Origin of the sequence: Mycobacterium sp. GA-2829 (assembly GCF_001499965.1) — a bacterium.
Lineage (GTDB): Bacteria > Actinomycetota > Actinomycetes > Mycobacteriales > Mycobacteriaceae > Mycobacterium.
The window spans coordinates 49,366-67,351 of sequence record NZ_LQIT01000001.1; the positions used below are offsets into that span (position 1 = coordinate 49,366).

Here is a 17,986-nt window from a genome sequence, read left to right on the forward strand (position 1 = left end):
GTCATATGTGGCGTTCGGACGGGTCTGATGCGACCGTTGGGAAGTTCCCAGCTGTCGTGGGAACATCTGCGCGTGACTGATACTCCCACGTGGCCGTCGATCCTGGGGCGGTTGACCACCGGACAGAACCTGGCGACCGGACAGGCCGGCTGGGCGATGGACCAGATCATGACCGGCGCGGCGACCCCCGCCCAGATCGCCGGGTTCGCGGTCTCGATGAAGATGAAGCGGCCGACGCCCGCGGAGGTGACCGAGCTGGCCGACGTGATGCTCAAGCACGCGCGCCGCATCCCGACCGACACCATCGGCAACGAGACCGTCGACATCGTGGGCACCGGAGGCGACGGCGCCAACACCGTCAACCTGTCGACGATGGCGGCGATCGTGGTCGCGGCAGCGGGCGTGCCGGTGATGAAGCACGGCAACCGGGCCGCGTCGTCGCTGTCCGGCGGGGCCGACACGCTCGAGGCGCTCGGCGTGCGGATCGACCTCGGGCCGGATCAGGTGGCCGCCTGTGTGGCCGAGGTCGGCATCGGCTTCGCGTTCGCCAACCACTTCCACCCCTCCTACAAGCACGCGTCGGTGGTGCGCCGGGAACTCGGGGTGCCGACGGTGTTCAACCTGCTCGGCCCGCTCACCAACCCCGCCCGCCCGAGGGCCGGCCTGATCGGCTGCGCGTGGGCGGAACTGGCCGAGGTGATGGCCGGGGTGTACGCGTCGCGTAACTCGAGTGCGTTGGTCGTGCACGGCGACGACGGCCTCGACGAACTGACCACCACCACGACCAGCACGATCTGGCGGGTGCAGGCGGGCACCGTCGAGCGGTTGACGTTCGACCCCGCGGCCTTCGGGTTCGCCCGCGCCCAGCTGTCCGAACTCGTCGGCGGCGACGCCGAACACAACGCCGCCGAGGTGCGCGCGGTGCTCGGCGGCGCCAAGGGCGCGGTGCGCGACGCCGTCGTGCTCAACGCCGCGGGTGCGATGGTCGCCCATGCCGGCCTATCCAGCGACGCCAAATGGGTGCCTGCCTGGGAGGCGGGATTGGCCAGGGCGGCCGAGACAATCGACTCCGGGGCGGCCGAGAAGCTGCTCGCGCGTTGGGTGCGGTTCACCCAGAAGCTCTGAACGGTCGGCCTGTTCGGCGGCCAGCCGCGCCGAACGGGCCGTATCCGCCCATCCCAGCCAGCGGCCCGCCGCCCCGATCGGGGTGGCATAGCCGGGGTCGCAGCGCACGATGCGCACGCCGGGACCGGCCAGCCAGCGGGCGATCAGTCCGGTCTCCTCGACCAGGGCCCCGCCCAGCGGTGCCGCGTCGGGGAGCACCGTCTGCGCGCCCGCGGTCAGCGCATCGATCACCGGCATCGGCGGCACTCCGCGCCGGGCGCAGCCCGCGGCGGCCAGCCGTCCGTACCGCACCACGGCCAGCTCCCAGCCGCCCGCCCCGTCCGGGCGCGCGGCGACCAGTTCGGTCTGCTCGGCCAGCGCGCGCAGCCGCTGTCCGCGCCAGAGCACCTCGATGCCCGTGGCGGCGTGGTCGCGCAGGCGTGCGGCCGATTCGTAGCGGTCGGCGGCGGCCAGCTCGGCGATCCCGTCGATCACCGCGTCCAGCGCTGAGCCGTCGCGGCCGTCGATGAGCTCGGCGGCGCGGTGCGGGGCGGGTGCGTATGCCGCCGCGTCGATGTCGCGGGGCGCCGGACAGGGCGACAGTTCGCGTTCGGGGCAGGCCGCGCCGTGCCGGGCCGCGCGGGCCAACCGGGCGGTGCACGTCCGCACCCCGGTGAAGCGGGCGAGCAGTTCGGCGGTCTGGACGGCGTCGCCGCGCACCCGGAACGGCCCGATCGCCGAGCCGTGTCGCGGTGCGCGCACCACCGAGAACCGGGGGAACGCCTCGTCGGTCAGCACCACCCACCAGTGCCGCTGCGGGAACTTCGACCGGCGGTTGTAGGGCGGCGCATGCGCGGCCAGCAGCCGCAGCTCCCGCACGCCCGCCTCGAGTTCGTGCGCGCACTCGACGTGGTCGACCCGGGTGGCCAGCGACGCCATCTCCTTCATCCGGGCCCGCGGGTCGGCTCCGGTGAAGTACTGCCCGACGCGGCGGCGCAGGTCGACCGCCGTGCCGATGTAGAGCACCTCGTCGCCGGGGCCGCGGAACAGGTACACCCCGGGCCGGTGCGGCAGACCCTCGGCGAGCCTGCGGTTGCGGCGCTGTGCCGGTGTCACGTCGGGCAGGTAGGCGCGCAGGTCGGTGTAGCTGTGCACGCCCTGGTTGCCGATCCGCTCGATCAGCCCGTGCAGCACGTCGACGGTGGCCCGCGCGTCGTCGAGGGCCCGGTGGGTGGGGGTGGTCTTCGCGCGGAACAACTGCGCCAGTGCCGACAGCCGCACGCTGGGCGCCTCGTCGCGGGTCAGGACGCGGCGTGCGAGCTTGACCGTGCACAGCACCGGGGGACGCGGCCACGTCAGCCCGCACTGTTCGGCGGCCGCCTTCAGGAACCCGATGTCGAAGCCGGCGTTGTGGGCGACCAGGACCGACCCGCGGGCGAATTCGAGGAACGCGGGCAGCACCGATTCGATCCGCGGTGCGGCGCACACCATCGCCGTGGTGATGCCGGTCAGCGCGACGATCTGCGGCGGGATGGCGCGGCCCGGGTCGACGAGTGTGCCCAGTTCGCCGAGCACCTCACCGCCGCGGACCTTGACCGCGCCGATCTCGGTGATCGCGTCGGGCCGGTCGCCGGTGGCGCGGCCGCCGGTGGTCTCGAGGTCGACGACCACGAATGTGGTGTCGCGCAACGAAAGTGACTCCATGTCGAACGACAGCTGTTCGGCCGGAGGTCCGACGGCACCCCCGCTGCGCTGACCCATGGGAGGACCGTAGGGAACGGCACCGACACGACGGCGATGCCACGCGGGTCGGACGCGAGGCGGCGGGACGTGTCGGTGGCCGCCGTTACCGTGCGGGCACCATCGATCGAGAGGACGGCCACATGGCTCAGGGTTATCAACCGCACGGGGCGGATCCAGGCGCGGCGGCGGACGGCAATCCGGATGTGGTGACCATCGACTGCGATGATTGCGCGGTTCGCGGGCCGGGATGTCAGGACTGTGTCGTGAGTGTGCTGCTGGGGGTGCCGGAGACGTTGCTCGTCGACGAGCGCCGCGCCCTGGAAGTGCTGGCCGAGGCGGGTTTGGCACCGAGATTGCGTCTGGTTCCGATTCACCGGCAAAACAATTCGGGCGTTGCCTGATCTACGACGGCGGTGGAGTGAGGGCGGAAAGGGGACTTGGCACCTGTTAAATTTGGATCTCCTGTTGGACAAGCCCGATGCCGTTTCGTAACCTGTCTGAGACCTTGGAGCAGTTCGAGGCGGCTCGTTACGCCAGTTGAAGGACGCAATCATCTTGAGGCTCGTTCGCGCGCAGTGGGGCATCCGTGTTCTTAAGCGACCCGCCGTCGGTGCGATAGCGGCTCTGGCCGTGTTCTCCTCGGTTCTGGCAGGCAGTGCTTTCGCCGATCCTGCGGACGACGCGCTGGCAAAGCTCAACGACCTGTCGCGGCAGGCCGAGCAGACCACCGAGGCGATGCACTCGGCGCAGCTCGACCTGAACGACAAACTGGCCGCCCAGCAGGCCGCCGAGGCCCGGCACTCCGCCGACCTCGCCGCCGCCGAGCAGGCCAAGGCGCAGCTGGCGGACTTCCAGTCGGCGGTGAACAAGGTGGCCGCCACGCAGTACATGGGTGGCCGCACCGACGGGATGAGCGCGATCTTCACCGCCGGTTCGCCGCAGCAGTTCATCGACCAGCTCTCGGTGCAGCGCGTGATGGCCGGCGAGATGGCCGCCCGGATGGCCGGCTTCCGCGACGCCACCACCAGGGCCGCCGCCGCCGAGCAGGCGTCCGCGAAATCGGCCGCCGACGCCAAGACCGCCGCCGAACAGGCCGCCCAGGTGCGCGCCGACCTGCAGAACAAGCAGAGCCGTCTGCAGACCCAGATCGCCGTGGTCAAGTCCCAGTACGAGGCGCTGACCCCCAGCCAGCGCGAGGCGCTGGCCGCCATGCCGCCCGCCCCGGCCGCACCGCCGGCCCCCGGCCCGGAGGCCGCACCGCCTGCGCCTCCGACGGATCCGGGTATGCTCGCCGCCCCACCCGCGGCCATCCCGCCGGGTGACATCGCCCCGCCGCCCGGTGGCGCCAGCCGCGCGGTGGCCGTCCAGGCTGCGTTGAGCCGCATCGGTTCGCCGTACTCGTGGGGCGCCGCGGGGCCCAGCTCGTTCGACTGCTCCGGGCTGGTCATGTGGGCCTTCCAGCAGGAGGGCATCTCGCTGCCGCACTCCAGCCAGGCGCTGGCGCGTGGCGGACAGCCGGTGTCGATGGACCAGATGCAGCCCGGTGACCTCGTCACCTACTACTCCGATGCGTCGCACGTCGGCATCTACATCGGCGACGGGATGATGGTGCACGCCTCCACCTACGGCACCCCGGTGCGCGTGGCTCCGGTGAACAACGCGCCGATCCACAACGTCCGCCGCTACTAGGTCCGGCCGCCATCAAGCCTCGGCGGCTTCTCCTCGCTCTGCTGTTGGCGGAGTTCGTGTCCGCGGTCCTGCTGCTCGACCGGCCGGAAGGGCCGACCGCACCGCCCCCGCTGGCCGCGGCCACCGCGCAGACGCCGGACGCCGCCGAACCCGCTGAGCCCGGGCCCACCGCCGTCACCACGCAACTGCCCGACGGCCGCAGCGCGGAGTTCGTCGCCCTCGGTGGCCCGGACACGACCCGGCTGCTGTCCCGCGTCGCCGCCGAACTGCCCGCCGCCACCGATGCGGTGAGCCGGTTCTGGGGGCCGGACTGGCGGCGGGAGCTCGTCATCGTCGCGACGGCCTCGTCCCCGCAGTTCACCGCCCTGGCGGGCGGAGGCGCCGACATCGCCGCCGCCACCACCGCCGACCGCATCCTGTTCGCGCCGGGCGCCGTCGGGATGAACGACGCCGACCTGCGAATTGTGTTGCGCCACGAACTGTTCCACCACGCCGTCCGCGACGTGACCGCCGCGGACGCGCCGCGCTGGCTGACCGAAGGGGTCGCCGACTACGTCGCCCGAACGCCCGAGGCCGCCGCAGTGCCCGATCCCACCGTCACCCTGCCCACCGACGCCGACCTCGACGCCGTGGGACCGGTGCGGTCGCAGGCCTACGACCGGGCGTGGCGGTTCGCCGCTTACGTCGCCGACCGCTACGGGCCGCAGCGGTTGCGCGCGCTGTACGTCGCGGCCTGCGGACCCGACCACGTCGACGTCCCCACCGCGGTACGCGAGAGCCTGGGCGTCGACGTCGACGAGGTGCTGGCCGGGTGGCGGCAGTGGCCGCCCGGCTAGCCTGAGTCCCGATGTCCCGAGTGCTGCTGGTCACCAACGACTTTCCGCCACGTGCCGGTGGCATCCAGAACTATCTCGAAGCGTTCGTCGACCAGGTCGTGGCCGCGGGCGTCCATGAGGTGAGCGTCTACGCCCCGGCGTGGCGCGGCGCGGCGGACTACGACCGCGCCGCCGCATTCGAGGTGGTGCGTCACCCCGGCACGCTGATGCTGCCCGAACCGTCGGTGGCGGGCCGGATGCGCGGTCTGATCGCCGCCCACGGCATCGACACGGTCTGGTTCGGCGCGGCCGCACCGCTGGCGCTGCTCAGCCCGATCGCCCGCCGGGCCGGCGCGGCCCGGGTGGTCGCGAGCACGCACGGCCACGAGGTGGGCTGGTCGATGTTGCCCGTGGCGCGCACGGCGTTGCGCCGCATCGGCGACGGCACCGACGTGGTCACGTTCGTCAGCCGCTACACCCGCGGCCGCTTCGCCTCGGCGTTCGGGCCGCGCGCGGCGTTGGAGCACCTGCCGCCCGGGGTGGACACCGACCGGTTCGCCCCCGACGCCGCCGCGCGGGCCGAACTGCGCAGCCGCTACGGCCTCGGCGACCGTCCGGTGGTGCTGTGCCTGTCACGACTGGTCCCGCGCAAGGGACAGGACATGCTGATCAAGGCGTTACCCGCGATCCGGCGGCGGGTGCCCGGCACCGTGCTGCTCATCGTCGGCGGCGGACCCTACCGCGACGCGCTGCGCCGCCTGGCCCACGAGCACGGGGTGGCAGACGACGTGCGGTTCACCGGCGGGGTGCCCAGCGGGGAGTTGCCCGCCCACCACGCGCTGGCCGACGTGTTCGCGATGCCGTGCCGCACCCGCGGCGCCGGCCTCGATGTCGAGGGGCTCGGGATCGTCTATCTGGAGGCCTCGGCGAGCGGGGTGCCGGTGGTGGCGGGCCGCTCCGGCGGTGCCCCGGAGACCGTCCGCGACGGGGAGACCGGAATCGTCGTCGACGGCACCGACGTCGACGCGATCGGAACCGCGGTCGGCGATCTGCTGGCCGATCCGGTCCGCGCCGCGGCCATGGGCGCCGCGGGACGGCAGTGGACGCTGCAGAACTGGCAGTGGCCGACCCGCGCCGCCCGCCTGGCCGAACTGCTCTAGGGAGGGCATGGTCGTCGCATGACCGACCACATCCTGGGCGCCGTACCCGCCACCGAGGTACCCCGCTACGCGGGCAAGAGCACCTTCGCCCGCATCGCCGACATCAGTGAGGTCGGCGACTACGACATCGCGATCCTCGGGGTGCCGTTCGACGGCGGCACCTCCTACCGACCGGGCGCCCGCTTCGGCCCGATGGGGGTCCGCCAGGCCGCCCGCACGCTGCGGCCCGGCTACCACGTCGAACTCGACGTCGCGCCGCTGGAGCGGGTGCAGATCGTCGATGCAGGCGACGTCACCGTGACGCCGTACGACATCGCCGAGGCGTGCAGGCAGATCCAGCACCACGCCGCCGACATCCTCGGCGGCGGCAACCGGCGCATCGTGTCGATCGGCGGCGACCACACCGTCGCCCTGCCCAACCTGCGCGCCCTGCACGCCGTACACGGTCCGGTGGCGTTGGTGCACTTCGACGCCCACCTCGACACCTGGGACACCTACTTCAACGCGCCGGTGACCCACGGCACGATCTTCCGGCGTGCGTTCGAGGAGGGTCTGCTCATCGAGGACCATTCGATCCACGTCGGCATCCGCGGACCCATCTACGACCGGATGGACCTGCGCGCCGACGCCGAGATGGGGTTCAGGATCATCCGGGCGGGCGACCTCGACGAACTGGGTGTCGACACGGTGGTGGACACCATCCGTCGCCGGGTCGGGGATGCGCCGGTCTATCTGTCGGTCGACATCGACGTGCTGGACCCGGCGTTCGCCCCCGGCACCGGCACTCCGGAATCCGGTGGGCTGACCGCCCGCGAGCTGCTGCGCACCCTGCGGCGGCTGCACGGGCTGAACATCGTCGGCGGGGACGTCGTCGAGGTGGCCCCCGCCTACGACCACGCCGAGATCACCTGTGTCGCAGCGGCAACCGTCGTCTTCGACCTCGTCTCACTGATGGTCGCCCGCGGCTAACCGGCGTAGATCGCCTCGATGTCCTCGGCGAACTTCTCGACGACGACCTTGCGCTTGACCTTCAGCGTCGGGGTGAGCTCACCGGTGTCCTCGGTGAAGTCGACGGGCAGGACGCGGAATTTGCGGATCGCCTCGGCCTTGGACACCGCCTGGTTGGCCTCCTTGACCGCGGCGTCGATCTCGCCGACCAGGTCGGGGTCGGTGGCGAGGTCGCCGACGGTCGCCCCGCCGTCTTTGCCGTTGCGCTGCTTCCAGCCCTCGAACGCTTCGGGGTCGATGGTGATCAAGGCGCCGATGAACGGCCGGGCGTCGCCGACGGCCATCGCCTGGCTGATCAGGGGGTGCGCCCGCAGCTGATCCTCCAGGACGGCGGGGGCGACGTTCTTGCCGCCCGCGGTCACGATGATCTCCTTCTTGCGGCCGATGATCGTGAGGAAGCCGTCGGCGTCGATCGCGCCGAGGTCGCCGGTGTGGAACCAGTCGTCGGTGAAGACCTTCGCGGTCTCCTCGTCGTTGTGCCAGTAGCCCTTGAAGACCACGCCGCCGCGGACCAGCAGCTCGTCGTCCTCGCCGAGCCGCATGCTGTTGCCGGGCAGCAGCTTGCCCACCGAACCGATCTTGATGTCGCCGACGCGGTTGACCGTGATCGCGGCGCTGGTTTCGGTCAACCCGTAGCCCTCGTAGATGGTCAGCCCGACGCCGCGGTAGAAGTGGCCGAGCCGGGCGCCCAGCGGTGCGCCGCCGGAGATCGCGGCGTTGCACTGCCCGCCGAGCGCGGCGCGCAGCTTGCCGTAGACCAGCCGGTCGAACACCGCGTGCTTGGCGCGCAGCAGCAGCCCGGGCCCGCCGGCATCCAGCGCCCTGCTGTACTCGATCGCCGTCGCCGCCGCGATGTCGAAGATGCGCCCCTTACCGTCGTTGCGGGCGTTCTGTTCGGCGGTGTTGTAGACCTTCTCGAACACGCGCGGCACCGACACCACCAGCGTCGGCTGGAACACCGCGAACGTGGGGACGAGGTTCTTGATGTCGCTGGTGAAGCCGAGGGTGACCTTGTTGGCGAACGCGGCGATCGTGATCGCGCGGGCCAGCACGTGCGCCAGCGGCAGGAACACCAGCATCCGCTCACCCTTGGCGAGCTGGGTGGGGAAGCAGCTCTTGGCGCCGCGGATCTCGTAGACCAGGTTCGAATGGGTGAGCTGGCAGCCCTTGGGCTTACCCGTGGTGCCGGAGGTGTAGATCATCGTGGCCGGATCCGCCGAGCGCAGGCCCGCGAGCCGGTTGTCGAGCTCTTCGGGCGGCACGTCACGGCCGGCCTGGGCCAGCGCCTCGAGCGCCGGGGTGCCTGACCCCTCGATGCGCAGCACCGTACGCAGGTCGGGCAGTTGGGCGCGCAGCGCCTCGATCTTCTCGGCGTGGGAGTCGTTCTCCGCGATCGCCACCACCGCACCGCTATCCGAGAGCACCCAGCGCACCTGCTCGGCCGAGGACGTCTCGTAGATCGGGACGGTCAGGCCGCCGACGGCGAGGATCGCGAAGTCGATGATCGGCCACTCGTACCGGGTGGCCGACAGCAGCGCCACCCGATCGCCGGGCTGCACGCCTGAAGCGATCAGACCCAATGCGGCCGAACGGATCTGGGCGGCCGCCTGCGCGCACGTGACGTCACGCCAGGCGCCGTCGACCAGCCTGCGGAAGATGACGTGGTCGGGGTCGCTGCGCTCGTGGTCGAAGACGGCGCTGACGACGGTGTCGCCCTCTCCTACGGTGAACGGCGCGGGCACACTGAACTCGGGCACGCGTTCAGCGTAGTCGGCCGCCGGGGCACGGCACGGGCCTGTGTGTGAAGCTTGGGAGACGATGAACAGCATCCAGATCGCCGATGAGACGTTCGTTGCCGCCGACCCCGCCGAGGTGGGGCGCGCGGTCGCCGAACCGGCCAACTGGCGGCGCTGGTGGCCGGACCTGCGGCTGACCGTCGTCGAGGACCGGGGCCCCGTCGGACACCGCTGGACGGTGACCGGGGCGCTGATCGGCACCATGGAGGTGTGGCTGGAACCCTCGCTCGACGGGGTGATCCTGCACTACTTCCTGCACGCCGAACCCGCGGGCGCCTCGGCCCGCGAGCTGGCCAGGATGAAGCTCGCCAAAGTCAACCACGACCGGCGGGTGGCGGGTAAGAAGATGGCGTTCGAACTCAAGCGGACCCTCGAGGCGGCGCGGCCGGTGGGGGTGTCGCGGCTGGCCTGACGGTGGGTTCAGCCGCGAACGCGAGGGTACATTTCGGCTCGAGGAGGGCGGGGCACGTGGCGGACAAGACGGCGCAGACGATTTACATCGATGCCGATCCTGCGACGGTGATGGACGTGATCGCCGACATCGGGTCCTATCCGGACTGGGTCAAGGAGTACCGGGAGACCGAGGTGCTCGACACCGATGACGAGGGCTATCCCAAGACGGCGCGCCTGGTGCTCGACGCGGCCGTGCTCAAGGACACCATGGTGCTGGCCTACGAGTGGCCCGCCGACCGCAAGTCGGTGACCTGGACGCTGGTCTCGAGCTCGTTGCTGAAGTCGTTGGAGGGCGCCTACCGGCTCACCCCGAAGGGGTCGGGTACCGACGTCACCTACGAACTGGCCGTGGACCTGATGATCCCGATGATCGGCCTGCTCAAACGCAAGGCCGAGCGCAGGCTGACCGAGACCGCGCTCAAAGATCTGAAGAAGCGGGCCGAGGCTGAGTGAACCCGGTCGGCACGCCCGCCCGCATCAGCCTGTTCGTCGGCAAGGGCGGGGTGGGCAAGTCCACGCTCGCGACGGCGACCGCTGTACGCGACGCTCGCTCGGGCGCCCGGGTGTTGATCGTGTCGACCGATCAGGCGCATTCGACCGGTGACGTGCTCGGGGTGACGGTCACCCCGACCGGTCGCCGGGAGCCGACCCGTATCCTCGCCGACCTCGACGCGGGCCTGCCCGACGCGGGTGGCTCGCTCGACGCGCTGGCCCTGGACACGCTGGCCCTACTCACTGAGCGATGGCGCGAGATCGCCGGTCCGGTGACCGCGAAGTTCCCCGACTCCGATCTCGGAGATGTTGCGCCCGAAGAACTCTCGGCGCTGCCCGGTGTGCAGGAGGTGCTCGGGCTGCACGAGGTCGCCGAACTCGCGGCCAGCGGGCAGTGGGAGCACGTCGTCGTCGACTGCGCTTCCACCGCCGACGCGCTGCGCATGCTGACCCTGCCCGGCACGCTGGCGCTCTACCTCGAACGTGCGTGGCCGCGGCACCGCCGCCTGTCCCGGGGCGCCGATGATGCCGCGTCGGCCGCGATGGTCGACCTCGTGGAGCGGATCGACGCGGCGGCGCAGCGGCTGACCGCCCTGCTCGCCGACGAGGCGCAGGTCGGTGCGCATCTGGTGCTGACCCCCGAGCGGGTGGTCGCCGCCGAGGCCTCTCGCACGCTGGGTGCACTGTCGCTGATGGGAGTGCGGGTCGCCGAGCTGATCGTCAATCAGGTTCTGCTGCAGGATGATTCGTTCGAGTACCGGAACCTGCCCGAACATCCCGCATTCGGTTGGTACGCCGAGCGCATCGCCGAGCAGAAGACCGTGCTGGACCGCCTCGACACCGTGATCGGCGACGTGGCGCTGGTGCTGGTGCCCCATCTCGCGGGGGAGCCGATCGGGCCCAAGGCGCTCGGGGAGTTGCTCGACGCCGCCCGCAGGCGCGACGGCGGGGCCCCGCCCGCACCGGTGCGGCCGGTGGTCGACCGCGAGTCGGGAACCGGTCTGGATGCGGTGTACCGACTGCGGTTAGAGTTGCCGCAGGTCGATCCCGGCGAACTCAAGTTGGGCCGGGTCGACGACGACCTGATCATCGGCGCAGGTGGTATGCGGCGCCGGGTCCGACTCGCATCCGTGCTGCGCCGATGCATCGTCACCGACGCCGCACTGCGGGGAAGCGAGTTGACCGTGCGATTTCGCCCGAATCCGGAGGTGTGGCCGGCGTGACCGCTGATCATCCCGAGCTCGGTCCCGAGCTGAAGGCGCTCGCCCAGACGATCCTCGAGCGCGTCGACCCGTTCATCCGTTTCGCGGCGGCCAGGGCGGCCGCAGGCGCCGAGCGCGCGGGCAACTGTCAGCAGGTGTGGTGCCCGGTGTGCGCACTGGCCGCGCTGGCGCAGGGGCAGCAGCACCCGCTGCTCGACGTGCTGGCCGAACACAGCGTCGCGCTGCTCGACCTGGCCCGCGCGCTCGTCGACGACGCGGCCACCCCCACGACGGATCCGACACCGCCGTCCTCACCCGAGCCGCCTCCCGAGCCGCCGCAGCCCGAGGCGCCCGGCCGGTACCAGCACATCCCGGTGACCGTCGAGGACTGACGTCCGCGTTTGTGGTCGAGTCCTCAGTGCCTGGGTAAGGTTGTCGCAGAGCACCGTCCGGTGCGGCCGATTGCGGAGGGTCCATGTGGTATTGGCTGTTCAAGTACATCTTCATGGGCCCGCTGCTGACCTTGTTCGGTCGGCCCAAAGTGCAAGGCCTCGAACATCTTCCCCGTTCGGGTGCGGCGATCCTGGCCAGTAATCACCTGGCCGTCGCCGACAGCTTCTACCTGCCGCTGGTGGTGAGCCGGCGGATCACGTTCCTCGCCAAGGCCGAGTACTTCACCGGTACCGGCCTCAAGGGCTGGTTCCAGCGCTGGTTCTACACCGTCGCCGGCCAGGTGCCGATCGACCGCACCGACGCCGACTCCGCGAAGAGTGCACTGACCACCGCCCAGCGCATTCTGTCCGAGGGCAAACTGCTCGGCATGTACCCCGAGGGCACCCGGTCACCCGACGGCCGGCTGTACAAGGGCAAGACCGGGCTGGCCCGCCTCGCCCTGGAGACCGGGATGCCCGTCATCCCCGTCGCCATGATCGGCACCGACGTCGTCAACCCGCCCGGAAGCAAGATGTGGCGGTTCGGCAAGGTCGAGGTCAAATTCGGCAAGCCGATGGATTTCACCCGGTTCGAGGGGCTGGCGGGCAACCGCTTCATCGAGCGGGCCGTCATCGACGAGGTGATGTACGAGCTGATGCGCCTGTCCGGTCAGGAGTACGTCGACCTGTACGCCGCCGACGTCAAGGAGGGCACCGCGGTCGCTCAGCCGGCCGCGCGACTGCCCGAGGCCGCCGCCGGCTGAACCGGTTCGGCCGGATCGGGGCGGTGCGTGAGCCGCGCGGACAGCGTGCCGGCGGCGACGAGCACCAGCAGCGCCCACCACACGTAGGACCCGCCGACCAGCTGCCGCCACAGCGGCGCGGAGGTCTCCTGGTGTTCGGGTAGCAGCGTGATCGGCGACCACACCATCAGCGCGCAGCCGACCGCGCCCGCGACGGCCAGCGGGACGTGCCGGGTGCGGTAGGCCACCACGAACGACACCACCACCACGGGCAGCGACCACACCCAGTGGTGTGACCACGACACCGGTGAGACCACCAACCCGAACACCGCGACGCACACCAGCGCGAGCACCGGTTCGTCGGCGCGCAGTGCCCTGGTCGCCGCCCACACCGTCACCGCCAGCACGGCGAAGCACGCCGCCACCCAGAGGAGATACCGGAGGTCCTCGCCCAGGCCCAGCCGCGCCAGCGTCCCGGCGATGTTCTGGTTGGTGTTCAGCGTGGCGGTGCCGATGCGGTCGGTGTTGCGCACCGTCTCGGTCCAGTACTCCCAGGAGTCGCGCCAGGACAGCGCGAAACCGAGCACGGTCAGGGTGACCGCCGACGCGGCGGTGACCAGCAGGGCGCGGGTGTCGCGGCGCAGCAGGAAGTACAGCAGGAACACCGCCGGAGTGAGCTTGAGTGCGATCGCCACGCCCAGGAGCACCCCGCGCGGCCACGGGGTGCGGCGCGGTACGCAGTCGGCGATGACCAGCGTCATCAGCACGACGTTGATCTGGCCGAAGCTGAAGTTGGCCTCGATCGGTTCGAAGTGGATCACCGCGATTGCCACGATCGCCGCGGCCAGCCACACCCGCCGGCCCGGTGTCCACACGTCGAGGCGGGTCAGCACGATGAGCACGGCGACGACCAGCAGCAGCAGCGTGATCGCGGTGATCACCACGCTCGCCGCCGGTAGTGACATCAGCGCGAACGGCGAGAACACCGTCGCGGCGAGCGGGGGATAGGTGAACGGCAGGTCGAGGCCGCCCTGGGTGGCGAACATCGCGCCGTCGGCGTACAGCGGGTCACCGTCGAGCCAGGCTCGCCCGCCCATCCGGTAGACGTCGATGTCGATGCGGTAGGGCGCGTGCCCGAGCAGCCGCCAGCCGGCCCAGCCGAACCCGGCGAGGGTGAGGAGGCAGAACGTCCGCCATGCGAGGGTTGGCGCCCAAGCAGGCGACCGCCGTGTACTCATGTCGCCACCAGAGTATCGGGGGGCTTCGGCGCGTCGGCCGATATCCCGGTCGCGCCACGCGCAGGTCGGCGTAAGTTTTCGACCGTGCACCTGACCCTGCAGCTGGACTTCCTCACCCTCGATCGCCTGCCGCTGTTGTGCTGCCTGGTCGCCTTCATCCTCACCTTCTTCGTGACGCGCACGATCGTGCGCTACATCCGAAGCCACGCAGGCAGCACCGCCCCCCGCAAGTGGTGGCAGCCCCGCAACATCGCCGGCGCCGGTGGGATGCACATCCATCACGTCGTGATCGGCGTGATCCTGGTGATGGTGTCGGGGCTCACCATGGTCACGTTGGCCGTCAACGGGGGGGTACCCGAGTTCACGGTGGCGGCAACCATTTTCGGGATCGGCGCCGCGCTGGTGCTCGACGAGTACGCCCTGATCCTGCACCTGTCGGACGTGTACTGGTCCGAGGACGGCCGCACCTCGGTCGATGCGGTCTTCGCCGCCGTCGCGGTGGCGGGACTGCTCATTCTCGGGTTCAATCCACTGTCGTTCTTCGATGTCGGCATCTGGCGCGACGACCACAGCATCGCGGCGCGCGCGAGCGTGATCGCGCTGGCCGTCGGGACGCTGATGCTCGCGATGGTGGTGCTTGCCAAGGGAAAGGTGTGGACCGGGTTGGTGGGCATGTTCATCACGCCTCTGCTGATCGTGGGGGCGGTGCGGCTGTCGCGTCCGCACGCGCCGTGGGCGCGGTGGCGCTACACGAACCGGCCGCGCAAGATGCACCGGGCGCTGGAGCGGGAGCGCTGGCTGCGCCGGCCGGTCGTGCAGGCCAAGCTGTGGCTGCAGGACGCGGTCGCCGGGATGCCGCGGTTTCCCGACGACGCGAAGGTCGACGAACAGCTCGACCGCGAGATCCACGCCGCACCCGCCCCGCAGAAGGCCCCTGACCCCGGCAACCCTGTCGAGAAGGCAGCCGTCTAGATGCGCTACTTCTACGACACCGAGTTCATCGACAACGGCCGCACCATCGAGCTGATCTCGATCGGGGTGGCCGCCGAGGACGGCCGCGAGTACTACGCGGTGTCCACCGAGTTCGACCCGGAGCGCGCGGGCAGCTGGGTGCGCAAGAACGTTCTGCCGAAGCTGCCGTCGCCCGCGTCGAAATCGTGGCGCTCCCGCCGCGAGATCCGGTCCGAACTCGAGGACTTCTTCGGCATCGACGGTGACGAGCCGATCGAGCTCTGGGCGTGGGTCGGCGCCTACGACCACGTGGTGCTCTGCCAGCTGTGGGGCGCCATGACCGCCCTGCCGCCCGCGATACCCCGGTTCACCCGTGAGTTACGGCAGCTCTGGGAGGACTCCGGGTGTCCGCGGATGCCCGCGCGACCGCGCGACTCCCACGATGCGCTCGTCGACGCACGCCACAACCTGCTGCGCTACCAGGTCATGACCGGAACAGCGCGGATGGACGGCCGGACCCGGCGCTGACTTACCATGAACGGGTGAACTGGACCGTCGACATCCCCATCGACCAGCTCCCCGACCTGCCGCCGCTGCCGGATGAGCTGCGTCAGCGCCTCGACTCCGCACTGGCCAAGCCGGCGCTGCAGCAGCCGAGCTGGGACGCCGACGCGGCCAAGGCCATGCGCACCGTGCTCGAGAGCGTGCCGCCGGTGACGGTGCCCTCGGAGATCGAGAAGCTCAAGGCTCAGCTCGCCGACGTCGCGCGCGGGGAGGCGTTCCTGCTGCAGGGCGGCGACTGCGCCGAGACCTTCGTCGACAACACCGAACCGCACATCCGCGCCAACATCCGCACGCTGCTGCAGATGGCGGTCGTGCTGACCTACGGCGCCAGCATGCCGGTGGTCAAGGTGGCCCGCATCGCCGGCCAGTACGCCAAACCACGGTCGTCGGACATCGACGCGCTGGGGCTCAAGTCCTACCGCGGCGACATGATCAACGGATTCGCCCCCGATGCCGCGGCCCGCCAGCACGATCCGTCACGACTGGTCCGCGCCTACGCCAACGCCAGCGCCGCGATGAACCTGGTCCGCGCGCTGACCTCGTCGGGGATGGCGTCGCTGCAGGGGGTGCACGACTGGAACCGCGAGTTCGTCCGCACCTCGCCCGCGGGCGCGCGCTACGAGGCGCTGGCGGGGGAGATCGACCGCGGCCTGCGCTTCATGAGCGCCTGCGGGGTCAACGACCGCAACCTGCAGACCGCCGAGATCTTCGCCAGCCACGAGGCGCTGGTGCTGGACTACGAACGGGCGATGCTGCGGCTCTCCGACGAGTTCCCCACCCACGCTCCGGAGCCGCGCCTGTACGACCTGTCGGCGCATTACGTGTGGATCGGTGAGCGCACCCGCCAACTCGACGGCGCGCACATCGCGTTCGTGGAGACCATCGCCAACCCGATCGGTATCAAACTCGGGCCGACCACCACACCGGAACTGGCCGTCGAGTACGTCGAGCGCCTCGATCCGCAGAACCAGCCGGGCCGGCTCACGCTGGTCACCCGGATGGGCAACAGCAAGGTGCGTGACCTGCTGCCGCCGATCATCGAGAAGGTGCAGGCCAGCGGCCACCAGGTGATCTGGCAGTGCGATCCGATGCACGGCAACACCCACGAGTCCTCGACCGGGTACAAGACCCGCCACTTCGACCGCGTCGTCGACGAGGTGCAGGGGTTCTTCGAGGTGCACCGCGCGCTGGGTACCCACCCGGGCGGCATCCACGTCGAGATCACCGGCGAGAACGTCACCGAATGCCTCGGCGGCGCCCAGGACATCTCCGACACCGATCTGGCCGGCCGGTACGAGACGGCGTGCGATCCGCGGTTGAACACGCAGCAGAGCCTGGAGCTGGCGTTCTTGGTCGCGGAGATGCTCCGCGACTAGAGCAGGTTGGTCAGGTTGCTGCCGAGGACCCATGCGCCCGCGGCCAGCAACCCGGCCAGGGTGATCACCGCGACCACCCACATCAGCAGTGCGCGTTTGGCGCGTTGACGCGCCCAGTAGAACTCGTCGATGTCGATCCCGGCGAAATGCTGTGCGGGAGCGGAGAATCCGCCGTCGGGGCGGTCGTAGACCCGCGTGTGCTGCCGCGGTGCGGGCGCCGGTGGCGGCATCTGGGCGGGTGGACGCGCCGCGGTGTCGGTCGTGACCTGCTGATCCTGTAACCGGCTGTGGTGCAGCACCGCCGAGGCGTGCTGGGCGGAGTTGCGCGGTGCGGGCACCCGGAACGGCGGTAGCCGCAGATCGGCGGCGATCTCCTCGAGGTCGCCGCCCATGTCGAGGGCGTCGCGGTAGCGGCTGTCGGGATCGCGGGCGGTCGCGCGCAGCACGAGGTCGTCGAATTGCGGTGGCACACCACTGATCACCGTGCTCGGCGCCGGGACGTCGTTGTCCATCCGCTGATACGCCACCGACAGCGCGCTGTCCCCGGTGAACGGGGTGCGGCCGGTGAGCAGTTCGAAGGCCATGACACCGACGGAGTACACGTCACTGCGCGGGTCGGCGTCGCCGGTGCTGACCTGCTCGGGGGAGAGGTAGGCCGCGGTGCCGAGAATCACACTGGTCGAGGTGATCTTGGCTTCGGCCACGGCGCGCACCAGTCCGAAGTCGGCGATCTTGACCTCACCGTCGTCGGAGATCAGCACGTTCTCCGGTTTGACGTCGCGGTGCACCAACCCGGCGCGGTGCGCGACGGCCAGTCCCGAGAGCACCGGGGCGAGGACCGCGGCCGCCGCGTGCGGCGGCATCGGCCCGCGTTCGCGCAGCAGCTCGCGCAGGGTGCCGCCCTCCACGAGCTCCATGACCAGGAACGGGTACTGGCCGTCGATGCCCTGGTCGTACACGGCGACGAGGCCCGCATCCTTGAGCCGCGCGACGGCCTTGGCCTCGCGCTGGAACCGGGTGAGGAACTGCTGATCGCCGGAGTAGCGGGGGTCCATCACCTTCAGCGCGACGGGCCGGTCGAGACGCACGTCGAGCCCCCGGTACACCGTCGACATCCCGCCGGTGGCGATCGGGGTGTCGACGCGGTAGCGGCCGTCGAGTACGGCGCCGACGAGCGGGTCCGACTGCGGGTAGGCCTCCACCGAACACATGTTACGAGCC

At 70.8% G+C, this 17,986-nt stretch carries 17 protein-coding genes and 1 pseudogene; 14 read left to right on the plus strand and 4 right to left on the minus strand.

The genetic code is table 11. The features are described from left to right. Positions 1-27 precede the first annotated feature (27 nt). Positions 28-1,125, plus strand: coding sequence for an anthranilate phosphoribosyltransferase (trpD, locus tag AU194_RS30815; protein WP_082698413.1), 1,098 nt, complete (start codon positions 28-30; stop codon positions 1,123-1,125). Here trpD and AU194_RS00230 read toward each other — a convergent pair. Further along, positions 1,063-2,865: pseudogene (locus AU194_RS00230) on the minus strand (DEDD exonuclease domain-containing protein); the annotation flags it as partial. The gene trpD and the pseudogene AU194_RS00230 sit on opposite strands and share 63 nt — an antisense overlap. Positions 2,866-2,987: 122 nt before the next feature. Here AU194_RS00230 and AU194_RS00235 point away from each other — a divergent pair. From AU194_RS00235 to speB, 5 genes are all read left to right on the plus strand, one after another. Next, the gene (locus AU194_RS00235) at positions 2,988-3,248 is read left to right on the plus strand and encodes a hypothetical protein (RefSeq protein ID WP_059087245.1); all 261 of its coding nucleotides are present in this window, start codon (positions 2,988-2,990) and stop codon (positions 3,246-3,248) included. Between the two features lie 154 nt (positions 3,249-3,402). Then, entirely contained in the window at positions 3,403-4,536 is a 1,134-nt protein-coding gene (ripC, locus tag AU194_RS00240; protein WP_059087494.1) for a peptidoglycan hydrolase RipC, read from the plus strand. 38 nt (positions 4,537-4,574) lie between these two features. After that, entirely contained in the window at positions 4,575-5,372 is a 798-nt protein-coding gene (locus tag AU194_RS00245; protein ID WP_059087246.1) for a peptidase, read from the plus strand. An 11-nt stretch (positions 5,373-5,383) separates the two neighbouring features. Then, the gene (locus AU194_RS00250) at positions 5,384-6,511 is read left to right on the plus strand and encodes a glycosyltransferase family 4 protein (RefSeq protein WP_059087247.1); all 1,128 of its coding nucleotides are present in this window, start codon (positions 5,384-5,386) and stop codon (positions 6,509-6,511) included. A gap of 18 nt (positions 6,512-6,529) precedes the next feature. Then, positions 6,530-7,480, plus strand: a complete 951-nt coding sequence (gene speB / locus AU194_RS00255; RefSeq protein ID WP_059087248.1) for an agmatinase — start codon at positions 6,530-6,532, stop codon at positions 7,478-7,480. Here speB and AU194_RS00260 read toward each other — a convergent pair. Beyond that, on the minus strand, positions 7,477-9,276 hold the full coding sequence (locus tag AU194_RS00260) for a long-chain fatty acid--CoA ligase (protein WP_059087495.1): 1,800 nt from the start codon (positions 9,274-9,276) through the stop codon (positions 7,477-7,479). The two genes, speB and AU194_RS00260, sit on opposite strands and share 4 nt — an antisense overlap. 61 nt (positions 9,277-9,337) lie before the next feature. Here AU194_RS00260 and AU194_RS00265 point away from each other — a divergent pair, with 61 nt between their 5' ends. The 5 genes from AU194_RS00265 (at position 9,338) to AU194_RS00285 (ending at position 12,657) form a co-directional block, all read left to right on the plus strand. Further along, on the plus strand, positions 9,338-9,727 hold the full coding sequence (locus tag AU194_RS00265; protein ID WP_059087249.1) for a polyketide cyclase / dehydrase and lipid transport: 390 nt from the start codon (positions 9,338-9,340) through the stop codon (positions 9,725-9,727). Positions 9,728-9,783: 56 nt separating this feature from the next. After that, positions 9,784-10,221, plus strand: coding sequence for an SRPBCC family protein (locus AU194_RS00270; protein ID WP_059087250.1), 438 nt, complete (start codon positions 9,784-9,786; stop codon positions 10,219-10,221). After that, positions 10,218-11,483 (plus strand): ArsA family ATPase, encoded by a 1,266-nt coding sequence (locus AU194_RS00275; RefSeq protein ID WP_059087251.1) that lies wholly within the window; start codon positions 10,218-10,220, stop codon positions 11,481-11,483. The genes AU194_RS00270 and AU194_RS00275 overlap by 4 nt, the downstream gene beginning before the upstream one ends. Beyond that, positions 11,480-11,854 carry a hypothetical protein gene (locus tag AU194_RS00280; protein WP_059087496.1) on the plus strand — a complete coding sequence of 125 codons (375 nt, stop codon included), beginning with the start codon at positions 11,480-11,482 and terminating at the stop codon, positions 11,852-11,854. The genes AU194_RS00275 and AU194_RS00280 overlap by 4 nt, the downstream gene beginning before the upstream one ends. 83 nt (positions 11,855-11,937) lie before the next feature. Then, entirely contained in the window at positions 11,938-12,657 is a 720-nt protein-coding gene (locus AU194_RS00285) for a 1-acyl-sn-glycerol-3-phosphate acyltransferase (protein WP_059087252.1), read from the plus strand. On the opposite strand, the gene AU194_RS00290 is transcribed toward AU194_RS00285, so the two are convergent. Continuing rightward, positions 12,618-13,874, minus strand: a complete 1,257-nt coding sequence (locus tag AU194_RS00290; protein ID WP_059087253.1) for a glycosyltransferase 87 family protein — start codon at positions 13,872-13,874, stop codon at positions 12,618-12,620. The two genes, AU194_RS00285 and AU194_RS00290, sit on opposite strands and share 40 nt — an antisense overlap. A gap of 84 nt (positions 13,875-13,958) precedes the next feature. Here AU194_RS00290 and AU194_RS00295 point away from each other — a divergent pair, with 84 nt between their 5' ends. The 3 genes from AU194_RS00295 to AU194_RS00305 are packed head-to-tail and all read left to right on the plus strand — an operon-like array spanning position 13,959 to position 16,765. Beyond that, the gene (locus AU194_RS00295) at positions 13,959-14,846 is read left to right on the plus strand and encodes a hypothetical protein (RefSeq protein WP_059087254.1); all 888 of its coding nucleotides are present in this window, start codon (positions 13,959-13,961) and stop codon (positions 14,844-14,846) included. Further along, positions 14,847-15,353, plus strand: coding sequence for a polyadenylate-specific 3'-exoribonuclease AS (locus AU194_RS00300; RefSeq protein WP_059087255.1), 507 nt, complete (start codon positions 14,847-14,849; stop codon positions 15,351-15,353). It begins immediately after the preceding gene. Positions 15,354-15,367: 14 nt separating this feature from the next. Further along, positions 15,368-16,765 (plus strand): class II 3-deoxy-7-phosphoheptulonate synthase, encoded by a 1,398-nt coding sequence (locus AU194_RS00305; RefSeq protein WP_059087256.1) that lies wholly within the window; start codon positions 15,368-15,370, stop codon positions 16,763-16,765. Here AU194_RS00305 and AU194_RS00310 read toward each other — a convergent pair. Beyond that, positions 16,762-17,976, minus strand: a complete 1,215-nt coding sequence (locus tag AU194_RS00310; RefSeq protein WP_059087257.1) for a protein kinase — start codon at positions 17,974-17,976, stop codon at positions 16,762-16,764. The two genes, AU194_RS00305 and AU194_RS00310, sit on opposite strands and share 4 nt — an antisense overlap. Positions 17,977-17,986: the final 10 nt, after the last annotated feature.

Coding starts and splice junctions, on each gene's coding strand:
- trpD (WP_082698413.1), top strand. CDS start 28: ATGCGACCGTTGGGAAGTTCCCAGCTGTCGTGGGAACATCTGCGCGTG.
- AU194_RS00235 (WP_059087245.1), top strand. CDS start 2,988: ATGGCTCAGGGTTATCAACCGCACGGGGCGGATCCAGGCGCGGCGGCG.
- AU194_RS00250 (WP_059087247.1), top strand. CDS start 5,384: ATGTCCCGAGTGCTGCTGGTCACCAACGACTTTCCGCCACGTGCCGGT.
- speB (WP_059087248.1), top strand. CDS start 6,530: ATGACCGACCACATCCTGGGCGCCGTACCCGCCACCGAGGTACCCCGC.
- AU194_RS00265 (WP_059087249.1), top strand. CDS start 9,338: ATGAACAGCATCCAGATCGCCGATGAGACGTTCGTTGCCGCCGACCCC.
- AU194_RS00285 (WP_059087252.1), top strand. CDS start 11,938: ATGTGGTATTGGCTGTTCAAGTACATCTTCATGGGCCCGCTGCTGACC.
- AU194_RS00290 (WP_059087253.1), bottom strand. CDS start 13,874: ATGAGTACACGGCGGTCGCCTGCTTGGGCGCCAACCCTCGCATGGCGG.
- AU194_RS00300 (WP_059087255.1), top strand. CDS start 14,847: ATGCGCTACTTCTACGACACCGAGTTCATCGACAACGGCCGCACCATC.
- AU194_RS00310 (WP_059087257.1), bottom strand. CDS start 17,976: ATGTGTTCGGTGGAGGCCTACCCGCAGTCGGACCCGCTCGTCGGCGCC.